The 16,140-nt window shown below is 75.3% G+C and carries 13 protein-coding genes; 5 read left to right on the forward strand and 8 right to left on the reverse strand.

Translation table 11 applies throughout. The annotated features are described in order from the left end of the window. The first annotated feature begins 349 nt into the window (after positions 1 to 349). The 3 genes from GA0070623_RS03705 (at position 350) to GA0070623_RS03715 (ending at position 5,328) form a co-directional block, all read left to right on the forward strand. Entirely contained in the window at positions 350 to 1,570 is a 1,221-nt protein-coding gene (locus GA0070623_RS03705) for an ROK family transcriptional regulator (protein ID WP_067308749.1), read from the forward strand. Positions 1,571 to 1,807: 237 nt separating this feature from the next. After that, positions 1,808 to 4,273: a beta-glucosidase family protein gene (locus tag GA0070623_RS03710; RefSeq protein ID WP_067308752.1), complete on the forward strand. Its 2,466-nt coding sequence runs from the start codon at positions 1,808 to 1,810 to the stop codon at positions 4,271 to 4,273. Next, positions 4,270 to 5,328 carry a LacI family DNA-binding transcriptional regulator gene (locus GA0070623_RS03715; protein ID WP_067308772.1) on the forward strand — a complete coding sequence of 353 codons (1,059 nt, stop codon included), beginning with the start codon at positions 4,270 to 4,272 and terminating at the stop codon, positions 5,326 to 5,328. The genes GA0070623_RS03710 and GA0070623_RS03715 overlap by 4 nt, the downstream gene beginning before the upstream one ends. Positions 5,329 to 5,416: 88 nt before the next feature. Here the strand turns inward: GA0070623_RS03715 and GA0070623_RS03720 are convergent, their stop codons facing one another. After that, on the reverse strand, positions 5,417 to 5,926 hold the full coding sequence (locus tag GA0070623_RS03720; protein WP_067308755.1) for an NUDIX hydrolase: 510 nt from the start codon (positions 5,924 to 5,926) through the stop codon (positions 5,417 to 5,419). Between the two features lie 142 nt (positions 5,927 to 6,068). Between GA0070623_RS03720 and GA0070623_RS03725 the strand changes: the two genes are divergently transcribed. Further along, entirely contained in the window at positions 6,069 to 7,229 is a 1,161-nt protein-coding gene (locus tag GA0070623_RS03725; RefSeq protein WP_089003896.1) for a hypothetical protein, read from the forward strand. Here GA0070623_RS03725 and GA0070623_RS03730 read toward each other — a convergent pair. Beyond that, positions 7,217 to 9,322 carry a molybdopterin-containing oxidoreductase family protein gene (locus GA0070623_RS03730; protein ID WP_067315028.1) on the reverse strand — a complete coding sequence of 702 codons (2,106 nt, stop codon included), beginning with the start codon at positions 9,320 to 9,322 and terminating at the stop codon, positions 7,217 to 7,219. The genes GA0070623_RS03725 and GA0070623_RS03730 overlap by 13 nt on opposite strands. Positions 9,323 to 9,618: 296 nt before the next feature. On the opposite strand from GA0070623_RS03730, the gene GA0070623_RS03735 reads away from it, so the two are divergent. After that, positions 9,619 to 9,960, forward strand: a complete 342-nt coding sequence (locus GA0070623_RS03735; protein ID WP_007070998.1) for an RNA polymerase-binding protein RbpA — start codon at positions 9,619 to 9,621, stop codon at positions 9,958 to 9,960. 75 nt (positions 9,961 to 10,035) lie between these two features. On the opposite strand, the gene GA0070623_RS03740 is transcribed toward GA0070623_RS03735, so the two are convergent. From GA0070623_RS03740 to kamE, 6 genes are all read right to left on the reverse strand, one after another. Then, entirely contained in the window at positions 10,036 to 10,566 is a 531-nt protein-coding gene (locus GA0070623_RS03740) for an FxsA family protein (protein WP_067315026.1), read from the reverse strand. Between the two features lie 95 nt (positions 10,567 to 10,661). Continuing rightward, positions 10,662 to 11,435 (reverse strand): polyprenol monophosphomannose synthase, encoded by a 774-nt coding sequence (locus GA0070623_RS03745; RefSeq protein ID WP_067315024.1) that lies wholly within the window; start codon positions 11,433 to 11,435, stop codon positions 10,662 to 10,664. 22 nt (positions 11,436 to 11,457) lie between these two features. Then, the gene (gene lnt, locus GA0070623_RS03750) at positions 11,458 to 13,059 is read right to left on the reverse strand and encodes an apolipoprotein N-acyltransferase (RefSeq protein WP_067315033.1); all 1,602 of its coding nucleotides are present in this window, start codon (positions 13,057 to 13,059) and stop codon (positions 11,458 to 11,460) included. A 543-nt stretch (positions 13,060 to 13,602) separates the two neighbouring features. Then, complete coding sequence (locus GA0070623_RS03755; RefSeq protein ID WP_089003897.1) at positions 13,603 to 14,943, reverse strand: glutamate mutase L; 1,341 nt, start codon at positions 14,941 to 14,943, stop codon at positions 13,603 to 13,605. Next, complete coding sequence (kal, locus tag GA0070623_RS03760) at positions 14,940 to 15,332, reverse strand: 3-aminobutyryl-CoA ammonia lyase (RefSeq protein ID WP_067313204.1); 393 nt, start codon at positions 15,330 to 15,332, stop codon at positions 14,940 to 14,942. Before kal ends, GA0070623_RS03755 begins: the two co-directional genes overlap by 4 nt. Further along, positions 15,329 to 16,108, reverse strand: coding sequence for a lysine 5,6-aminomutase subunit beta (gene kamE, locus GA0070623_RS03765; RefSeq protein ID WP_089004252.1), 780 nt, complete (start codon positions 16,106 to 16,108; stop codon positions 15,329 to 15,331). The genes kal and kamE overlap by 4 nt, the downstream gene beginning before the upstream one ends. Between the last annotated feature and the right edge of the window lie 32 nt (positions 16,109 to 16,140).

The raw sequence follows: 16,140 nt of genomic DNA on the forward strand, positions 1-16,140 counted from the left end.
ATGCCGTACCGCCCGCCGCTGCTCCCGGACGCGACCCCGGTGGCCGACCCGACCGACCCGCCGGTGCGGCCACCGGGCGGGGACGCCCCGCGGTCGGCTTCCGCCCCCCGGCGAACCGGTCGCCCCGACCTCGTCCGGGGACCGGCTCCCCGGCGGCTGAGCCGGCCGCCCGGCCGGGTGTCCCGGTCCCGGGCGTGCCGCTAGAGTTAGTTGAGTTTCCAGCCGAACGGACCTCCCGACGGGGTACCGGTCCACCGCCGGCGTCACGACGCACCCGCCCGTGGCGGCGGACGGCGACGAGGCACCGGCACGGCACCACCCACCGTCAGGCGCAGGGAGCGGGCAGATCGTGATCAGCGTCCACAACGAACCGCAGCCGACCGACCTGGGCGACGTCCGGGTGGCCAACCGGGCCGTGGTCCTGCGCCACGTCCGCCTGCACGCACCCTGCTCACGGGCCGACATCGCCGCCACCACCGGCCTCAACAAGGCCACCGTCTCCAGCCTGGTCACCGAGCTGCTCGACCGGCGACTGGTCCGCGAGACCGGGCTGACCGAGAACCGGGTCGGCCGCCCGGCCACCATGCTCGTCCTCGACGGCGCCCCCTACGCCGCGCTGGGTCTGCAGATCGGGGCGGACGACCTGGTGGTGGTCGCCGTGGACCTCGCCGGCAACCGGCTGCTCACCTGGCGTCGGGCGTTCCCCGCCCCGACCACCGCCCCCGCCGAGACCGTCCGCGCCCTGGCCACCCTGGCCCGCCGCGCGATCGGCCGGGTCACCGGGCAGGGCCGCGCGGTGCTCGGCCTCACCGTCGGGGTGCCCGGGCTGGTCGACACCGCCGGCGGCGTGCCGCTGGCCAGCGGCCTCGGCTGGCGGGACGTCCCGCTCGCCGCCGAGCTGCGGGCCGTGCTGCGGGAGACCGGTTTCACCGTCACCGTCGACACCGACGCCAACCTCGCCGTCCTGGCCGAGCAGCGGCACGGCGGCTACGCCGCCGCCACCGACCTGGTCCACCTGACCGGCGGCGTCTCCGTCGGCGCCGGGGTGCTCGCCGGTGGTCGGCTGCTGCGGGGCCACCGTGGTCACGCCGGCGAACTCGGCCACCTCTGCCTCGACCCGGCCGGACCACCGTGCCCGTGCGGGCGGCGCGGTTGCCTGTCCGCCCTCACCGCGCTGCCGGCCGTGGTCGCCCGGCTGCTCCCCGACACCACCGGGGACGGGCCGGTCACCGACTACCTGCCGGAGCTCGACCGGATCGTGGCCGCGGCCCGGCAGGAGGACCCGTTCGTGCTGGCCGGGCTCGCCGACATCGGCCGGCACCTCGGGCACGGGGCGGCGGTGCTGGCCAACCTGCTCAACCCGGAGGCGATCGTGGTGGGGGGACACTTCGCCACCCTGGCGCCCTGGCTGCTGCCGGCGGCGCGGGCGGAGCTGGTCGCCCGGACCCTCGCCCCGCAGGCCGGTGACTGCCGGCTCGACGCCTCCCGGCTGGACTCCGCCGCCACCGCGCTCGGCGGCGCGACCGCCGCGCTGGCCGCCATCGAGGCGGGTCGACTCCCCGCCGGCTGATCCGGGAGCCGGTCACCCCTTGACCGGCCGCCGCGCAGGTGCCAACCTCGACTCGCCGCCCCGTCGTTCGGGCACCGGGGCGGCATGTTTTCCGCGATCGTCGAAGCGCTTCGCCGCACCCGGGCCGACGACCGCCACCATCCCCACCGCGCGATGCCGCACGTCGCCACGGCCGTCGAAGCGCTTCGACCGGTCGGCCGGACGCCTCACCGCGAGCCCACCGGAAGGTAACCGCAGATGAACGACCCCACCGGACCGTCCCCCCAGGCACACGCCGACGACCTGTTGGCCCGGCTCACCCTGCCGGAGAAGATCGGCCTGCTGCACCAGTGGCAGGCCCCCGTGCCCCGCCTGGGACTACCCGGGTTCCGCACCGGCACCGAGGCGCTGCACGGGGTCGCCTGGCTCGGCCCGGCCACCGTCTTTCCACAGGCCGTCGGCCTGGCCAGCAGCTGGAACCCCGCGTTGATCCAGGCGGTCGGCACGGCCGTCGGCGACGAGGTCCGGGTCAAGCACCAGGCCGACCCGGCCGCCGTCGGGCTCAACGTGTGGGCGCCGGTGGTCAACCCGCTGCGCGACCCCCGGTGGGGCCGCAACGAGGAGGGCTGGTCGGAGGATCCGTGGCTGACCGGCCGGCTCGCCACCGCCTACGCGTCCGGGCTGCGCGGCGGGCACCCCCACCGGCTGCGGACCGCACCGACGGTCAAGCACTTCCTCGGCTACAACAACGAGACCGACCGGGCCACCACCTCCAGCGACCTGCCACCCCGGGTGCTGCACGAGTACGAGCTGCCGGCGTTCCGCGCACCGCTCGCCGCCGGCGCGGCGGTCGCCGTGATGGCCTCGTACAACCTGGTCAACGGGGTACCGGCGCACCTGAGCCCGCTGCTGGAGCAGGAACTGCGCCGGTGGACCACCGACGAGCTGATGGTCGTCGGCGACGCCGGAGCCGCCACCAACATCGCCGGCGTACAGCGGCACCTGCCCGACCACGTCACCGGCTTCGCCGCCGCCCTGCGCGCCGGCATCGACAACTTCACCGAGGACGACACCGACAGCGGGCAGACCGTCCGACGGCTCACCGAGGCCCTCGACCGGGGCCTGATCGACGAGTCCGACGTGGACCGGGCGGTACGACGCATCCTCACCGTCCGGATCCGCCTGGGCGACCTGGACCCACCCGGGCAGGACCCGTTCGCCGGGGTCTCCCCCGACGTGCTCGACAGCCCCGCCCACCGGGAACTGGCCCGCGAGGCCGCCCGCCAGTCGATCGTGCTGCTGCGCAACGACGGGCTGCTGCCCCTGCCGACCGGCACCCCACCCCGGGTCGCGGTGCTCGGCCCGCTCGCCGACACCGTCCACGCCGACTGGTACAGCGGCACCCTGCCGTACGCGGTCACCGTCCGGGAAGGGCTGGCCCGGCTGCTGCCGACGGTCACCCACCACTGCGGGGCGGACCGGATCGCGTTGCGCGTCGGCGACCGGTACGTGCGCTGCCCCCGCTCCACCGAGGGCGGCCCGCTGACCGCCGCCGACGGCCGCGACGGCACCTGGTTCGACGTGTTCGACTGGGGACGCGACACGGTGGCACTGCGCGCGGTCGCCAACGGCCGGCACGTCGGCGCCGACGACGACGGCGCGCTGGCCAACGACCGGCCCGGACCGGGCGGCTGGATCGTCCGGGAGACCTTCCGGTTCCACCACCGCCCCGACGGCACGAGCCTGCTGCACCACCTCGCCACCGGCGCGTACGTGCGGGTCGACGACGACGGACGGCTCCGCGCCGACGCCACCGACCCGGACACCGCCACCGGCTTCACCGTCGAGCGGATCGCCGACGGCGCGGCCGAGGCCGCCGCGCTGGCCGCCGCCGCCGAGGTGGCGGTCGTCGTCCTCGGCAACCACCCGATGGTCAACGGCCGGGAGACCGAGGACCGCGTCGACCTGGCCCTGCCGACCGGACAGGACCGGCTGCTGCGCGCCGTGCACGCGGCGAACCCGCGCACCGTGCTGGTGCTCACCAGCAGCTACCCGTACGCGGTCGGCTGGGCGCAGGAACACCTGCCGGCGGTGCTGTGGTCGGCGCACGGCGGCCAGGAACACGGCACCGCCCTGGCGCAGGTGCTGCTCGGCGACGCCGACCCCGCCGGCCGGCTCACCCAGACCTGGTACGCCGACGCCGCCGACCTGCCCGACCTGCTCGACTACGACGTGATCGGGGCGGACAGCACCTACCTGTACTACCGCGGCGAGCCGCTGTACCCGTTCGGCCACGGCCTCAGCTACGCCCGGTTCGACTACGCTGACCTCCGGGTGGACACGCCGACGGCGACCGTCGGCGACGAGGTGGAGATCCACGTCGAGGTCACCAACACCGGCGACCGGGAGGGTACGGAGATCGTGCAGCTCTACACCCGGCAGCGACGCTCCCGGGTCAAGCAGCCCCTGCGGCAGTTGCGCGACTTCGCCCGGCTCACCCTGGCCCCCGGCCAACGGCGGACGGTCACCCTGCGGCTGCGGACCGCCGACCTGGCCTGGTGGGACGAGCAGACCGGCGGCCCGGTGGTGGAGGACGCCACGCACACCCTGCTGGTCGGCCGCTCCGCCCGGGACATCCGCGCGGTCGGTGCGGTCACCGTGCGCGCCGGCGACCCCGCCGGGCAGCCGTGTGCGCCCGCGCACGCCGCCGGCGGGTCGCGGTGAGCGGCGAGCCCGGGCGCCGCCGCAAGTCGCCCGACCAGGTCACCATCGTCGACGTCGCCCGGCACGCCGGGGTCGCCGTGAGCACCGTGTCGTACGTGCTCAGCGGCAAACGGGCCATCTCCGAGGTGACCCGCACCCGGGTGCTGGCCAGCATCCGGGAACTGGGCTACCACCCGAACGCCGGGGCGCGTGCGCTGGCCAGCCGACGCGCCAACACCATCGCCCTGGTGCTGCCGCTGCGCGCCGGCATGCAGGTGCCGGTGGTGATGCAGTTCGCCATCGCGGTGGTCACCACGGCCCGCCGCTTCGACCACGACGTCCTGCTGGTCACCTCCGACGAGGGGCCGTCCGGGCTGCGCCGCATCGCCGGCAGCGCGATGGTCGACGGGATGCTGGTGATGGACGTCGAGCTGGACGATTCCCGGGTGCCGCTGCTGCGGGACCTGACCCGGCCCAGCGTGCTGATCGGCGTACCCGCCGACCCCACCGGCCTGACCTGTGTGGACCTCGACTTCCACCGCGCCGGCCAGGTGTGCGTGGAACACCTGGCCCGGCTGGGGCACCGCCGGGTGGCGCTGCTCGGTGCCCCGGCCGCCGTCTACGACCGGGGCACCGGTTTCGCCCACCGCACCCGCGCCGGGGTGTCCGCCGCCGCCGACCGGCACGGCGTCACCGTGGTCACCCAGCCGTTCGAGGAGGGGCCGGCGTCGGTCCGGCAGGAGCTGGCCGCCCTGCTCGACCGGCATCCCGACCTGTCCGCGCTGGTGGTGCAGAACGAGGCGGCCGTCGGGCCGGTGCTGGCGGCCCTGCCCACCCTCGGCCGGCAGGTCCCGCAGGACATGTCGGTGGTGGCGATCTGCCCCGACCCGTTCGCCGAGCAGGCCGCACCCCGGCTCACCTCGGTGCCGGTGCCCGCCGAGGAGATCGGTCGGCAGGCCGTGGCGCTGCTGATGCGCAAGCTGCACGACGAGCCGGTGCCGGAGGTGACCCTGCTGCCGCCCCGGTTGACCATCCGGGACAGCACTGCCGCACCGGCCGTGCGGACCCACCGGTGAGCGGTGGCCCCGCCCGGCAGGCGGCGCTGGCCCGCCGGCCGGGCGCTCGGCGACGGGCCGCGGGGCAGCCGTCCGTCCGGATGCCCGGTCACAACGCGTCAGGCCGGCACAGGCCGGGATGCCGCTCGCCCGGCCGGGCGAACCACGCCACGTCACCGGGCATCGTGGCCGTGTCCAGGCGCAGCCGCGCCCACTCGTTGAGCTCGGGCAGCTCGTCGGGGGCGAACCAGGCCACCTCGGTGGACTCGTCGCCGTCGGCGCGGGCCTGCCCGCCGACCGGCCGGCACCGGAACCAGACGTTGAGGTACTCGCAGGCGTCGCCGTTGGGGTAGACCACCGGGTGGGTGGCGAGGCCGGCGATCCGGTCGACGACGACCCGTACGCCGGTCTCCTCCCACACCTCGCGGACGACGGCGTCGGCGGGTTGCTCACCCGGGTCGACCACCCCGGCGGGCAGCGACCAGCGGCCGTTGTCGCCCCGGCGGGCCAGCAGCACCCGGCCGGCGTCGTCGTGCACCACCCCGGTCACCCCGGGCAGCATCAGCAGGTCGTGCCCGATGTGGGCGCGCAGGGTCGCGATGTACCGGGAGACGGTCACCGGCCCACGGTAGCGGTCGCGGTGCCGGCGCGGCGGGACCGACCCCCGCGGCGACCGGTCGCGGAGCCCGTCCCCGCGGGGGTGGGCGGCCGGGGTGGGCTGGCCGTCGACGCCCCCGGGCAGGCTCTAGACTTGCCCGTCGATGGACCCGCAGCCCACCCCCACCGACCTGCGTCCCTGCGCGCACTGTGGACGTGACGTGCCGCAACGCGCCGGCGCGGGACGCCCGTTCCGCTACTGCCGGGACAACGACGGCGCCTGCCAGCGGGCGTCGCGCAACTCGCGGATGCGTCACCGCAACGCCCCCGGCCTCCCCGGCCAGGTGGCCCGCACCTGGGAGGCCGTCGACCGGCTCGACCAGGTGGTGGAGACCCTCACCGAGGCGCTGCACGCCGAGCTGTCCCCGGTCGGGGTGGAACGGCAGCTCGCCCAGGTCCGCGCGGACGCCGCCACCCAGATCGCCCAGGCGCACACCGCCCGCGACGAGGCCCGTGAGGCCGCCGAGACGGCCGCCGCCGAGACCACCCGCGCCCGGCAGGAGGCCCGGGCCGCGACCGCCGCCGCCGACGCGGCGCAGGCCCGCGCGGCCCAGGCCGACAGTCGGGCCGCCGACGCGCAGCAGCGGGCCGCGCAGGCCGAGGCCGCCACCGAGGCGGCCCGCCGCGACGCCGCCGCCGCACAGGCACTGCGGGTACAGGCCGAACGCGACCGTGACGCCGCCCGCCACGAGCTGCGGACCCTCCGCGGTGAACTCGACGCGCAACGCCGACACGCCGCCGATCTGACCGCCGAACGCGACGCCGCCCGCGCCGACGCGGCCCGGCAGCAGGCCGACGCGCAGCGGGCCGTCGACGAGGCCACCGCCGCCCGGGAGGATGCTCAGCGGGTCCGCGCCGACGCCGCGGCGGCCCGCACCCGGGCCGACAGCGCCGAGCAGCAGTCCCGGCGGGCCGAGGCGACCGCCGACACCGCCCAGCGGGACGCCGCCGCCGCGCGGGCCGACGCCGACGCCGCCCGGCAGGAGAGCGCCGCGCTGACCGCCCGCGCCGCCGAGGACCTGGCCGCCGCCCTGGCCCGGGTGGACACGCTGACCGCCGCGCTGGCCGAGGCACAGGCCGAGGCCAGCGCGGCGCACCGGGCGACCGCCGCCGACCGGGCCCGGCTGGCCGAACTGGACCGGCTGCTGCCGGCGGCCCAGGCCGACCGCGACGCCGCCCGACGACGGGCCGATCAGCTCGCCGACCAGGTCAGTGACCTGGCCACCGCGTTGGCGCGGCTCGGCGGCCCCCCTCAGCCCGGCTGAGGAGGCGACCCCGACGGCCCGCCCGGGGCCGGGTCCGCGTCCGCCGAGGCGGCCCGCACCTCGACCCGGGTGTCGTGGAAGGTGGGACCGCCGCCCAGGTCGGTGTCGCGCACCGCGGTGACCGCGTTGACGGTGCTGCCGCCGGGGCTCAGCCGCGCCCAGTACGCCTTGTAGGTGAACGCCAGCCCGGGGCGGGTGGCGTCGTCCACGGCGACGGTCGCCAGGAACTCGCCCCGGTCGTTGTGCACCCGGGCCGGGTCGCCGTCGGCCAGGCCCCGGGCGGCGGCGTCCACGGGATGCAGGTGGATCCGGGGCGGGCCGGTACGGCCGAGGTGCCAGGGCAGCGACGCGAACGTCGAGTTGAGGAAGAACCGGCCGGCCGGGGAGATCAACGCCAGCGGGAACCGGCGGGCCAGCTCCGCGTCCGCGACCTCCACCGGTGGGGTGTACCCGATCAGCGGATCCACCCCCTGCGCGGTCAACCGCGGGTCGTGGAACCGGGCCCGCCCGTCGTGGCTGGGGAAACCTCCCCGCGCGTACGGCGCGGAACCCGCGGTCACCCCGGTGGCCCGCAGGTAGGTGTGGCGGGACAGCTCGTCGTAGTCGATCCCGGTGCCGTCGAGCAACTGCCGGGCCAGGTCCTCGTCGCTGTCACGCAACCGGGGATGGTCCAGCCCGAGGGCGGCGGCGATCCGGCGGAAGATCTCGGTGTTCGGCAGCGCCTGCCCCGGCGGTTCGAGCACCGGCCGGTTCAGGGTGGCGTAGTGGTGGCCGTAGGAGGTGTGCAGGTCCAGGTGCTCGGGTTGCATGGTGGCCGGCAGCACCACGTCGGCGAAGTCGCAGGTGTCGGTCCAGCGCTGCTCCAGCACCACGGTGAACAGGTCCGGGCGGGTCAGCCCCGCGCGCAGCCGGTTCTGGTCGGGGACGGTGGCCACCGGGTTGGTGTCGAAGACCACCAGCGCGGTCACCGGCGGATCGGCCTCCCCGGTGAGCGCGGCGGCGAGCCGGCTCATGTTGATCGACCGGGCCGGTGGCGCGGGCATCCCGGCGGGCCGGGCGACCCGGTCGGCGTCGATGCGGTGATGCCCGCTGGTGGTGGCCAACGCCCCACCGCCGGGATACCGGAAGTCCCCGGTGAGCAGCGGAATCGCCGCGATCGCCCGGACCGCCTGCCCGGCCCCGGCGTGCCGCTGCAGGCCGAGCCCGATCCGGATGGCGGTGGGGCGGCTGGTGGCGATCCGCGCGCCGAGGCGGCGCACCACGTCGACGTCGAGGCCGCACTCGGCGGCGGCGCGTTCCACCGGCCACTCGTCCAGGCGGGCCGACATCCGCTCCCAGCCGACGGTGTGCGCGGTCACCCACTCCCGGTCGACGCCGCCGAGGTCCCGCACGTGCCGCATCAGCCCCAGGGCGAGCGCGGCGTCGGTGCCGGGCAGCGGCGCGACGTGCTCGTCGCTGCGGGCCGCGGTGTCGGTGCGCAGCGGATCGACGGTGACGACGTACGCGCCACGCTGCTGGGCCTCCCGCACGAACGGCCAGTGATGCAGGTTGGTGGAGAGCAGGTTGGCCCCCCACAGGACGATCAGGTCGGCCTCGACCACCGACTCCGGTTCGAAACCGACGGACCCGCCGTACACCGACCCCAGCGCGGCCCGGGACGCGGCGGTGCAGATGGTGGTCCGCAGCCGGGACGCCCCCAGGTGGGCGAAGAGCCGAGGACCCATCGACCAGCCCTGCACCAACCCCATGGTGCCGGCGAAGTAGAACGGCAGGACCGACTCCGGGCCGTGCACGCGGACGCTGGCCCGCAGCCCGTCGGCGACCCGACGGACCGCCTCGTCCCAGCCCGCCGGCCGGTACGACACCGGCCCCACCCCCTTGGGGCCGACCCGCACCAGCGGCGTGGTCAGCCGGTCCGCGCCGGTGACCGCGTCGAGGTAGCGGTTGACCTTGCCGCACAACGCGCCCCGGGTGAACGGGTGGTCCGGGTCGCCGCGTAGTCCCACCGGCCGCCCGTCGGTGACGGTGAGCTGCCAGACGCAGGTGTCCGGACAGTCCAGCGGGCACGCGCCGGGATGCACCGAGGTGGCCATGCCGCGGATGCTATCGCCGCCGGGACCGGCCGGGTGCCCCGCCCGGCGCACGCCGCCGGGACCGGCCGGGTGCCCCGCCCGGCGTGGCACCGCTCGTCACCGCCCGCGGGGCGGCCCCAGCGGCTAGCATTCCGGTGCACACCGATGCACACCCGGCCGGGGAGACGACCCCGCCGGGACGGTGCGGTGGCCGGTTACCCTTGCCGGGGTCGTCCCACCCCGTCGGGCGGGAATGCCCCGACGGCAGCCGGCCGTTACACCGGTAGACCAGCACCACGAACGAGGGGAAGTCGATCATGGGCGAGCGTATGCTGCGCGGAAGCCGCCTGGGCGCGGTCAGCTACGAATCCGACCGCAACACGGAGCTCGCGCCACGCCAGACCCGCGAGTACCTCTGCGCCAAGGGCCACCAGTTCGAGGTCCCCTTCGCCGTCGACGCCGAGGTCCCCACGACCTGGGAGTGCAAGTTCGACGGCAGCGTCGCCCGGCTCGTCGACGGCACCGAGCCGGAGCAGAAGAAGGCCAAGCCGCCGCGTACCCACTGGGACATGCTGCTGGAGCGGCGCTCCATCGCCGAGCTGGAGGACATCCTCGCCGAACGGCTCCAGGAGGTCCGCACCCGCCGCGGCCGCGCCTGACCGACCACGCACACGACGGCGCCCCCGGGAGTGTTCCCGGGGGCGCCGTCGTGTCGTCACCCGCCCGCCCGGATGTCAGGGCCGGCGCGGCTCCACGATCTCCCCCTCGATGGCCTGACCGCCGTCGACCACCGGCGGAACCACCACGTCGTCAGCGTCCACCGGCGACGCCGCCGGCTCACCCTGGCGCACCCGCACCGTCCGCGGGCCGAACAGGTCACCGGCCACCATCGACGACACCCGCCGCTCGGTGGCCCGCTGCACCCCGGACCGGACCAGCCGCCGCACCGGCGGCACCAGCAGCACCACGCCCACCAGAGCACTGAGCAGACCCGGAACGGCCAGCAGCAACGCCCCGGCCAACCCGACCAGACCATCGGTCACCTGCCGGCCCGGCGGCTGCCGGGACTCCACCGACGTGCGGAACCCCCGCCAGGCACGCATCCCCTCCCGGCGCAGCAACACCAGACCCAGCAGCGACGCGGCGAACACCAGCAGCACCGCCGCACCGAAACCGACGGCCCGGCCCACCCCGACGAACACCGCCAACTCCGCCACCACCGCCAGCAGCAGGACCAACGGCACGAACCTCAGGTATCGGCGCATCTCACCTCATCCGCGTCACGCGGTGCCCGCGCACCACCACCGGCCGGACAACGCCGGGGCGGCAGGACCGCCCCTCCAGCATGCCACGGCCCACCTCACGGCCACCGGTCGTGACCGCGACGCCGACGGGACGGCCGCCGGTCCCGCAACCCCCAGGTGGTGATCCGCCACAACGCCTCCGCCACGATCAACGGGCTCATCTTGCTCGCCCCCCGCTCCCGCTCGGCGAACGTGATCGGCACCTCCACGATCCGCACCCCCGCCCGGTGCGCCAACCGCGACAACTCCACCTGGAACGAATACCCCTGCGAACATACCGACTCCAGCCGCATCACCCGCAGCGCCGACAACCGGTACACCCGGAACCCGCCCGTCGCGTCGGACACCGGCACCCCCAACGCCACCCGCGCGTACAGGTTCCCGCACCGCGACAACACCAGCCGCCGCCACGGCCAGTTCACCACCCGCGCCCCACCCACCCACCGCGACCCGATCACCACATCCGCGTCCCGGGCCGCCTCCAACAGGGCGGGCAGGTCCTCCGGCGCGTGCGAACCGTCGGCGTCCATCTCCACCACCGCGTCGTAGCCGCGCTGCCGCGCCCACCCGAACCCGGCCAGGTACGCCGCCCCCAACCCCTGCTTACCGGACCGGTGCAGCACGTGCACCTGCCCGTCGGTGTCGGCCATCGCGTCCGCCAGCACCCCCGTACCGTCCGGGCTGTCGTCGTCGGCGACCAGCACGTCCACCGCCGGCGCCGCCCGACGGACCCGGGCCACCACGTCGACCACGTTGTCGGCCTCGTTGTAGGTGGGAATGACCACCAGCACCCGACCCACCCCCGGCTGCCCCGCGACTGCCCCGCCCACGGTCCACCCCCGTCCTGCCGGCTCAACCGGCGACGGTGACCTCCCGCCGCCGGCGCAGCACCCCCGCGACGGCCAACGCCGCCACCGCCAGGCCCACCAGCGCCGACTCCGGCCACCCTCCGGCCCGGGTGGCCGGGGTCCGCCCCTGCGAGAGCGTCACCTGCCGCACCACCACCGCCCGGGTGTTGAACCCGGTGGCGTCGCTTACCCGCCCGTCCGGGGCCACGAACCCGGACACCCCGACCGTCGAGGCCATCAACGCCGCACGACCGTGCTCCACCGCCCGCAACCGCACCATCGCCAACTGCTGCCGGGCCTCCGCCACGTCGAACGTGGCGTTGTTCGTCTGCACCACCAGCAACTGCGCCCCACCGTCGACGGTCTCCCGCACCAACCCGTCGTAGGCCACCTCGAAACAGATCACGTCACCGAGCACCACCGCGCCCGCATCGACGACCCCCGGGGCCACCCCCGCCACGAAATCGGCCCGCACCCGGTCGACCTGCGACGACACCATCCGGGCCAGGGACCGCATCGGCACGTACTCGGCGAACGGCACCGGATGCCGCTTGGTGTACATCTGGGTCAGGTCCGGACCCGTACCCGGCCGCCACAGGATGCCCGCGTTACGGACCTCACCCGCGCCGGGACCGGACAGCACCGCACCGACCAGGATCGGCGCACCGATCGCGTCCGCCGCCGCGGAGATCCGCGCCCCGGCCGCGGCACTGCGCAACGGGTCGATGTCCGACGAGTTCTCCGGCCACACCACCAGGTCCGGACGCGGCACCGCTCCCGCGGCGACCTGCCCGGCCAACTTCACCGTCGCGTCGACGTGATTATTGAGCACCGCCTGCCGCTGGGCGTTGAAATCCAGCCCCAACCGCGGCACGTTGCCCTGCACGATCGCCACCCGCACCGACCGGCCACCCCCACCGGCACCCGTGGGCACCGCCAACCCCACCCCCACCAGCACCAACAACCCGGCGGTCACCCCGGCCAGCGGCCGCCACACCCCCTCCGGGGCCGACCACCGCCGCCAGCCCCCCACCACCAGCAACCCCCCAGCCACCGCCACCACCCCGGTGACCAGCGGCGCCCCACCCAGCCACGCCCACCGCAGCAACGGCGACTCGTCCTGGCTGAACGCCAACCGGCCCCACGGGAACCCCCCGAACGGCGTGCGGTCCCGCAGCGCCTCCTGAGCCACCCACAACACCCCGGTCACCGGCGGCCACGCCCACCGCCACCGGTCCACCACCGGCGACACCCACGCCGTCGCCGCACCCAGCAACGCCAGATAGCCGGCCTGCAACAACGACAGCAACACCCACGGCAGCAGCCCGGTGTGCAGATTCGTCCACGCCAGCAACGGCGCGAACAACGCCACACCGGTCAGGAACCCCAACCCCGCGCCGGCCCGCAGCCGACGCCGGTGCGTGGCCACCGCCAACCCGGCCACCCCCACCGGAGCCAACGGCCACCACCCGTACGGCGGAAACGCCAGCAGCAGCGCCACCCCGGCGGCCACCGCCACCGGCACCGCCACCCGCAGCGGCAACCCCGCACTGGCCGCCCGTACCACCACCGGGGCACGGGTCTCGTCCCGGTCGAGCGTCGTCACCGGCACCTCACCACGATCACGGGGCGAAGGCTACCCGCCCCGACACCACCACCAGGACCGGCACCGCCCCCAGGCAGGGCCACGACCGCAGCCGACCCCGCCCCCGGCGACCCTGACACAAACGGACACCGGGAGCAGGTCACCGCCAGGGACACGAAATCGGGGCGCGGCCTAAGCCGCGCCCCGATGCTCCCAGGCCCTCCCCGGCCGGTGGGGCGAGAACGAGCGGCGCCGACCTTCGGACCGACCAGGCGGTGGACTGGCTGCCCCCGCCGGGCCGTTGTCTACTGGCCGTACCCCTCACCCTGCCCGTACACCGGTAACCGCAGCCGGTTCGCGCCGCCCCGCCGACCCCCGCCCGCTGGACCTGGCCGCCGCGACGAATGCACCAACGATGTCGCTCGGCCAGCGGACGAAGGGACGAAGCGAACAACAGCCACTTCCCGTGGTAGGACTCAAAGACGGTACGGCCTACACCCCCGCCACTGTCAACCCACCCCGGCCAGTCGCCCCCGCCGACCCGGCGTGTCGCGTCGGCGGGTCTCAATCCCCACCGAGATGCCGCCGCAACAACGCCCCCGCCGCCACCGGATGCTCCCCGGCGAGCAACCCCCCGGCGGCCAGCACGTAGTCCACATCCACCACCGGCCGCGCCGCCCGCGGCAACGGCCACCCCCCGGCATGATCGGTGAGCACCCGCGTCAACACCCCCACCGCCGCAGCCGGATCGGCGTGACGCAGCACACCACCGGAACCCACCAGCAACCGCACGTCCCGCAGATCCCGACCCGCCCGCTCCCCACTGCCCGCACCCCGGGCATGCCGACGCAACGCCACCGTCGCCGCCAACCCCGCGATCCGCCCCTCCACCAGCCGGTCCCCGTCACCCGCCGGCAGGAACCCCGGATCCGCCGCCCGTACCGCCGCCGCCACCGCCAACGCCTCCTCCCCGGCGGCGTCGAGCAGCCGCTCCTCCACCGCCGCCCGCACCACCCCCGGCGCACTCCACCGCATCCCCAGATCCCCCTCCACGGTCCGCGCCCGCCACCACGTGCCGGCCACCTCCCGGCCCGGCCCCCCAGCCCGCTCGTCCGGCGTCAACACCGAATACACGTCCGTCGTCGCCCCACCCACGTCCACCACCACCAGATCCCCACCCACCGCGTCGGCCAGGACCTCCACCCCGGTCAACACCGCATCCGGCGTGGCCGCCCGCACCAACCGGGCGAACCGGTCACCCCGCGACAACCGCTTACCCCCGATGACGTGCCGCAGGAACACCTCCCGGATCGCCGCCCGCGCCGACGCCGGCGCCAACACCCCGATCCGGGGCAGCACGTTGTCCGCCACCGTCACCGGCACCCCCGCCGCCGACAACACCGCGGTCAACCCGTCGCGTACCTCGACGTTGCCGGCCAACACCACCGGCACCCGCCACCGCGCCCGCGCCAACCGGGTCGCGTTGTGCGTCACCGTGTCGACGTCCCCCCCATCGGTGCCGCCCACCAGCAACACCACGTCCGGCCGGGCCGCCCGCAACGCCGCCAGATCAGCCGCCGCCAACCGGCCGGCCGCCACGTGCACCACGTTCGCCCCCGCCGACAACCCCACCCGCCGACCCGCCTGCGCGGTCACCAACAGCTCGTAACCGACCACCGCCAGCCGCAACCCACCCCCCGCCGACGAACACACGTACCACGGCCCCGCCGCCCCCGCGCCGGCCCGGCCCACCGCCGCCGCGACCGCGGCGTCCAGACCGTGCAACACATCCGAGCCGACCGTCGTCGGCACCGCCGCCGCCCCCACCAACGCCCCCGCCTCCAGATCGACCACCGCCGCCTTCGTCCAGGTCGACCCGACGTCGGCGCAGACCACCCGACTCACGCCGCCGCCGGCACGACCACGGTGCCCGTCGCGGTGACCGCCACCAACGGCTCCGCCAACACCTCCGCCGCCGACCCACCCCGGTCCGGCCGGCCCCGGCACACCACCCGCGCCACGAAATCGAGCGTCCGGCTCCGGGTACCCACCCGCACCACCGACGCCGTCACCTCCACCACGTCACCGGCCCGCACCGGCGACACGAACTGCACATCCGCGTACGACGCGAACAACCCCTCGTCACCATCGGTACGGACACACACCTCCGTCGCCACGTCCCCGAACAACCCCAACACGTACGCCCCATCCACCAGATCCCCCGCATAGTGCGCGTGCGCGTACGGCACGTACCGCCGATGGGTGACCGTCAACCCGACCCGCGAATCACTCATACCCTCGCCCTTCCACCCGTGATCAACGCATGCACCAGATACGACGCCACCTCACCCGGAGTGGTGCCCCGACCGAAGATCCGGTCCACCCCCAACTCGGCGGTCATCGTCTCGTCGAACCGCGGCCCACCCACGATCAGCAACGGCCGCCGCCCCGCCGGCATCGCCTCCCGGAACGCCGCCGACATCTCCCGCGTGTTGTGCAGATGCGCGTCACGCTGCGTCACCACCTGCGACACCAACACCGCATCGGCCCGCTCCACCCGGGCCGCCTCCACCAACTCCGGCACACTGACCTGCGCCCCCAGATTGGTGACCTTCAACTCCCGGTAGTACTCCAGGCCCTTCTCCCCCGCAATGCCCTTCACGTTCAGGATCGCGTCGATACCCACCGTGTGCGCGTCCGTACCGATACACGCACCCACCACCGACAACTTCCGCCGCAACCGCCGCTTCACCACCGCGTTGACCTCCTTGGCGCCCAGCAGCGGAAAATCCCGCTCCACCACCTGCACCGCCGACAGATCCACCAGATGGTTCACCCGCCCGTACACCACGAAGAACGTGAACCCGTCACCCATCGGCTTCGCGTGCACCACCATCGCCGGATCGATGCCCATCCGGTTGGCCAACTGCACCGCCGCACCCTCGGCCCGCTTGTCGTGCGACACCGGCAACGTGAACGACACCTGCACCATGCCGTCCCCCGTGGTGTCCCCGTACGGCCGCACCACCCGCTTACCCGCCGCCACCGCACCCGCCGCCTCAACGCCCATACCGGCCGCGACCCCGCCCACCTCCACCGCGC

This window comes from Micromonospora rifamycinica (genome assembly GCF_900090265.1).
Classification (GTDB): Bacteria; Actinomycetota; Actinomycetes; order Mycobacteriales; family Micromonosporaceae; genus Micromonospora; species Micromonospora rifamycinica.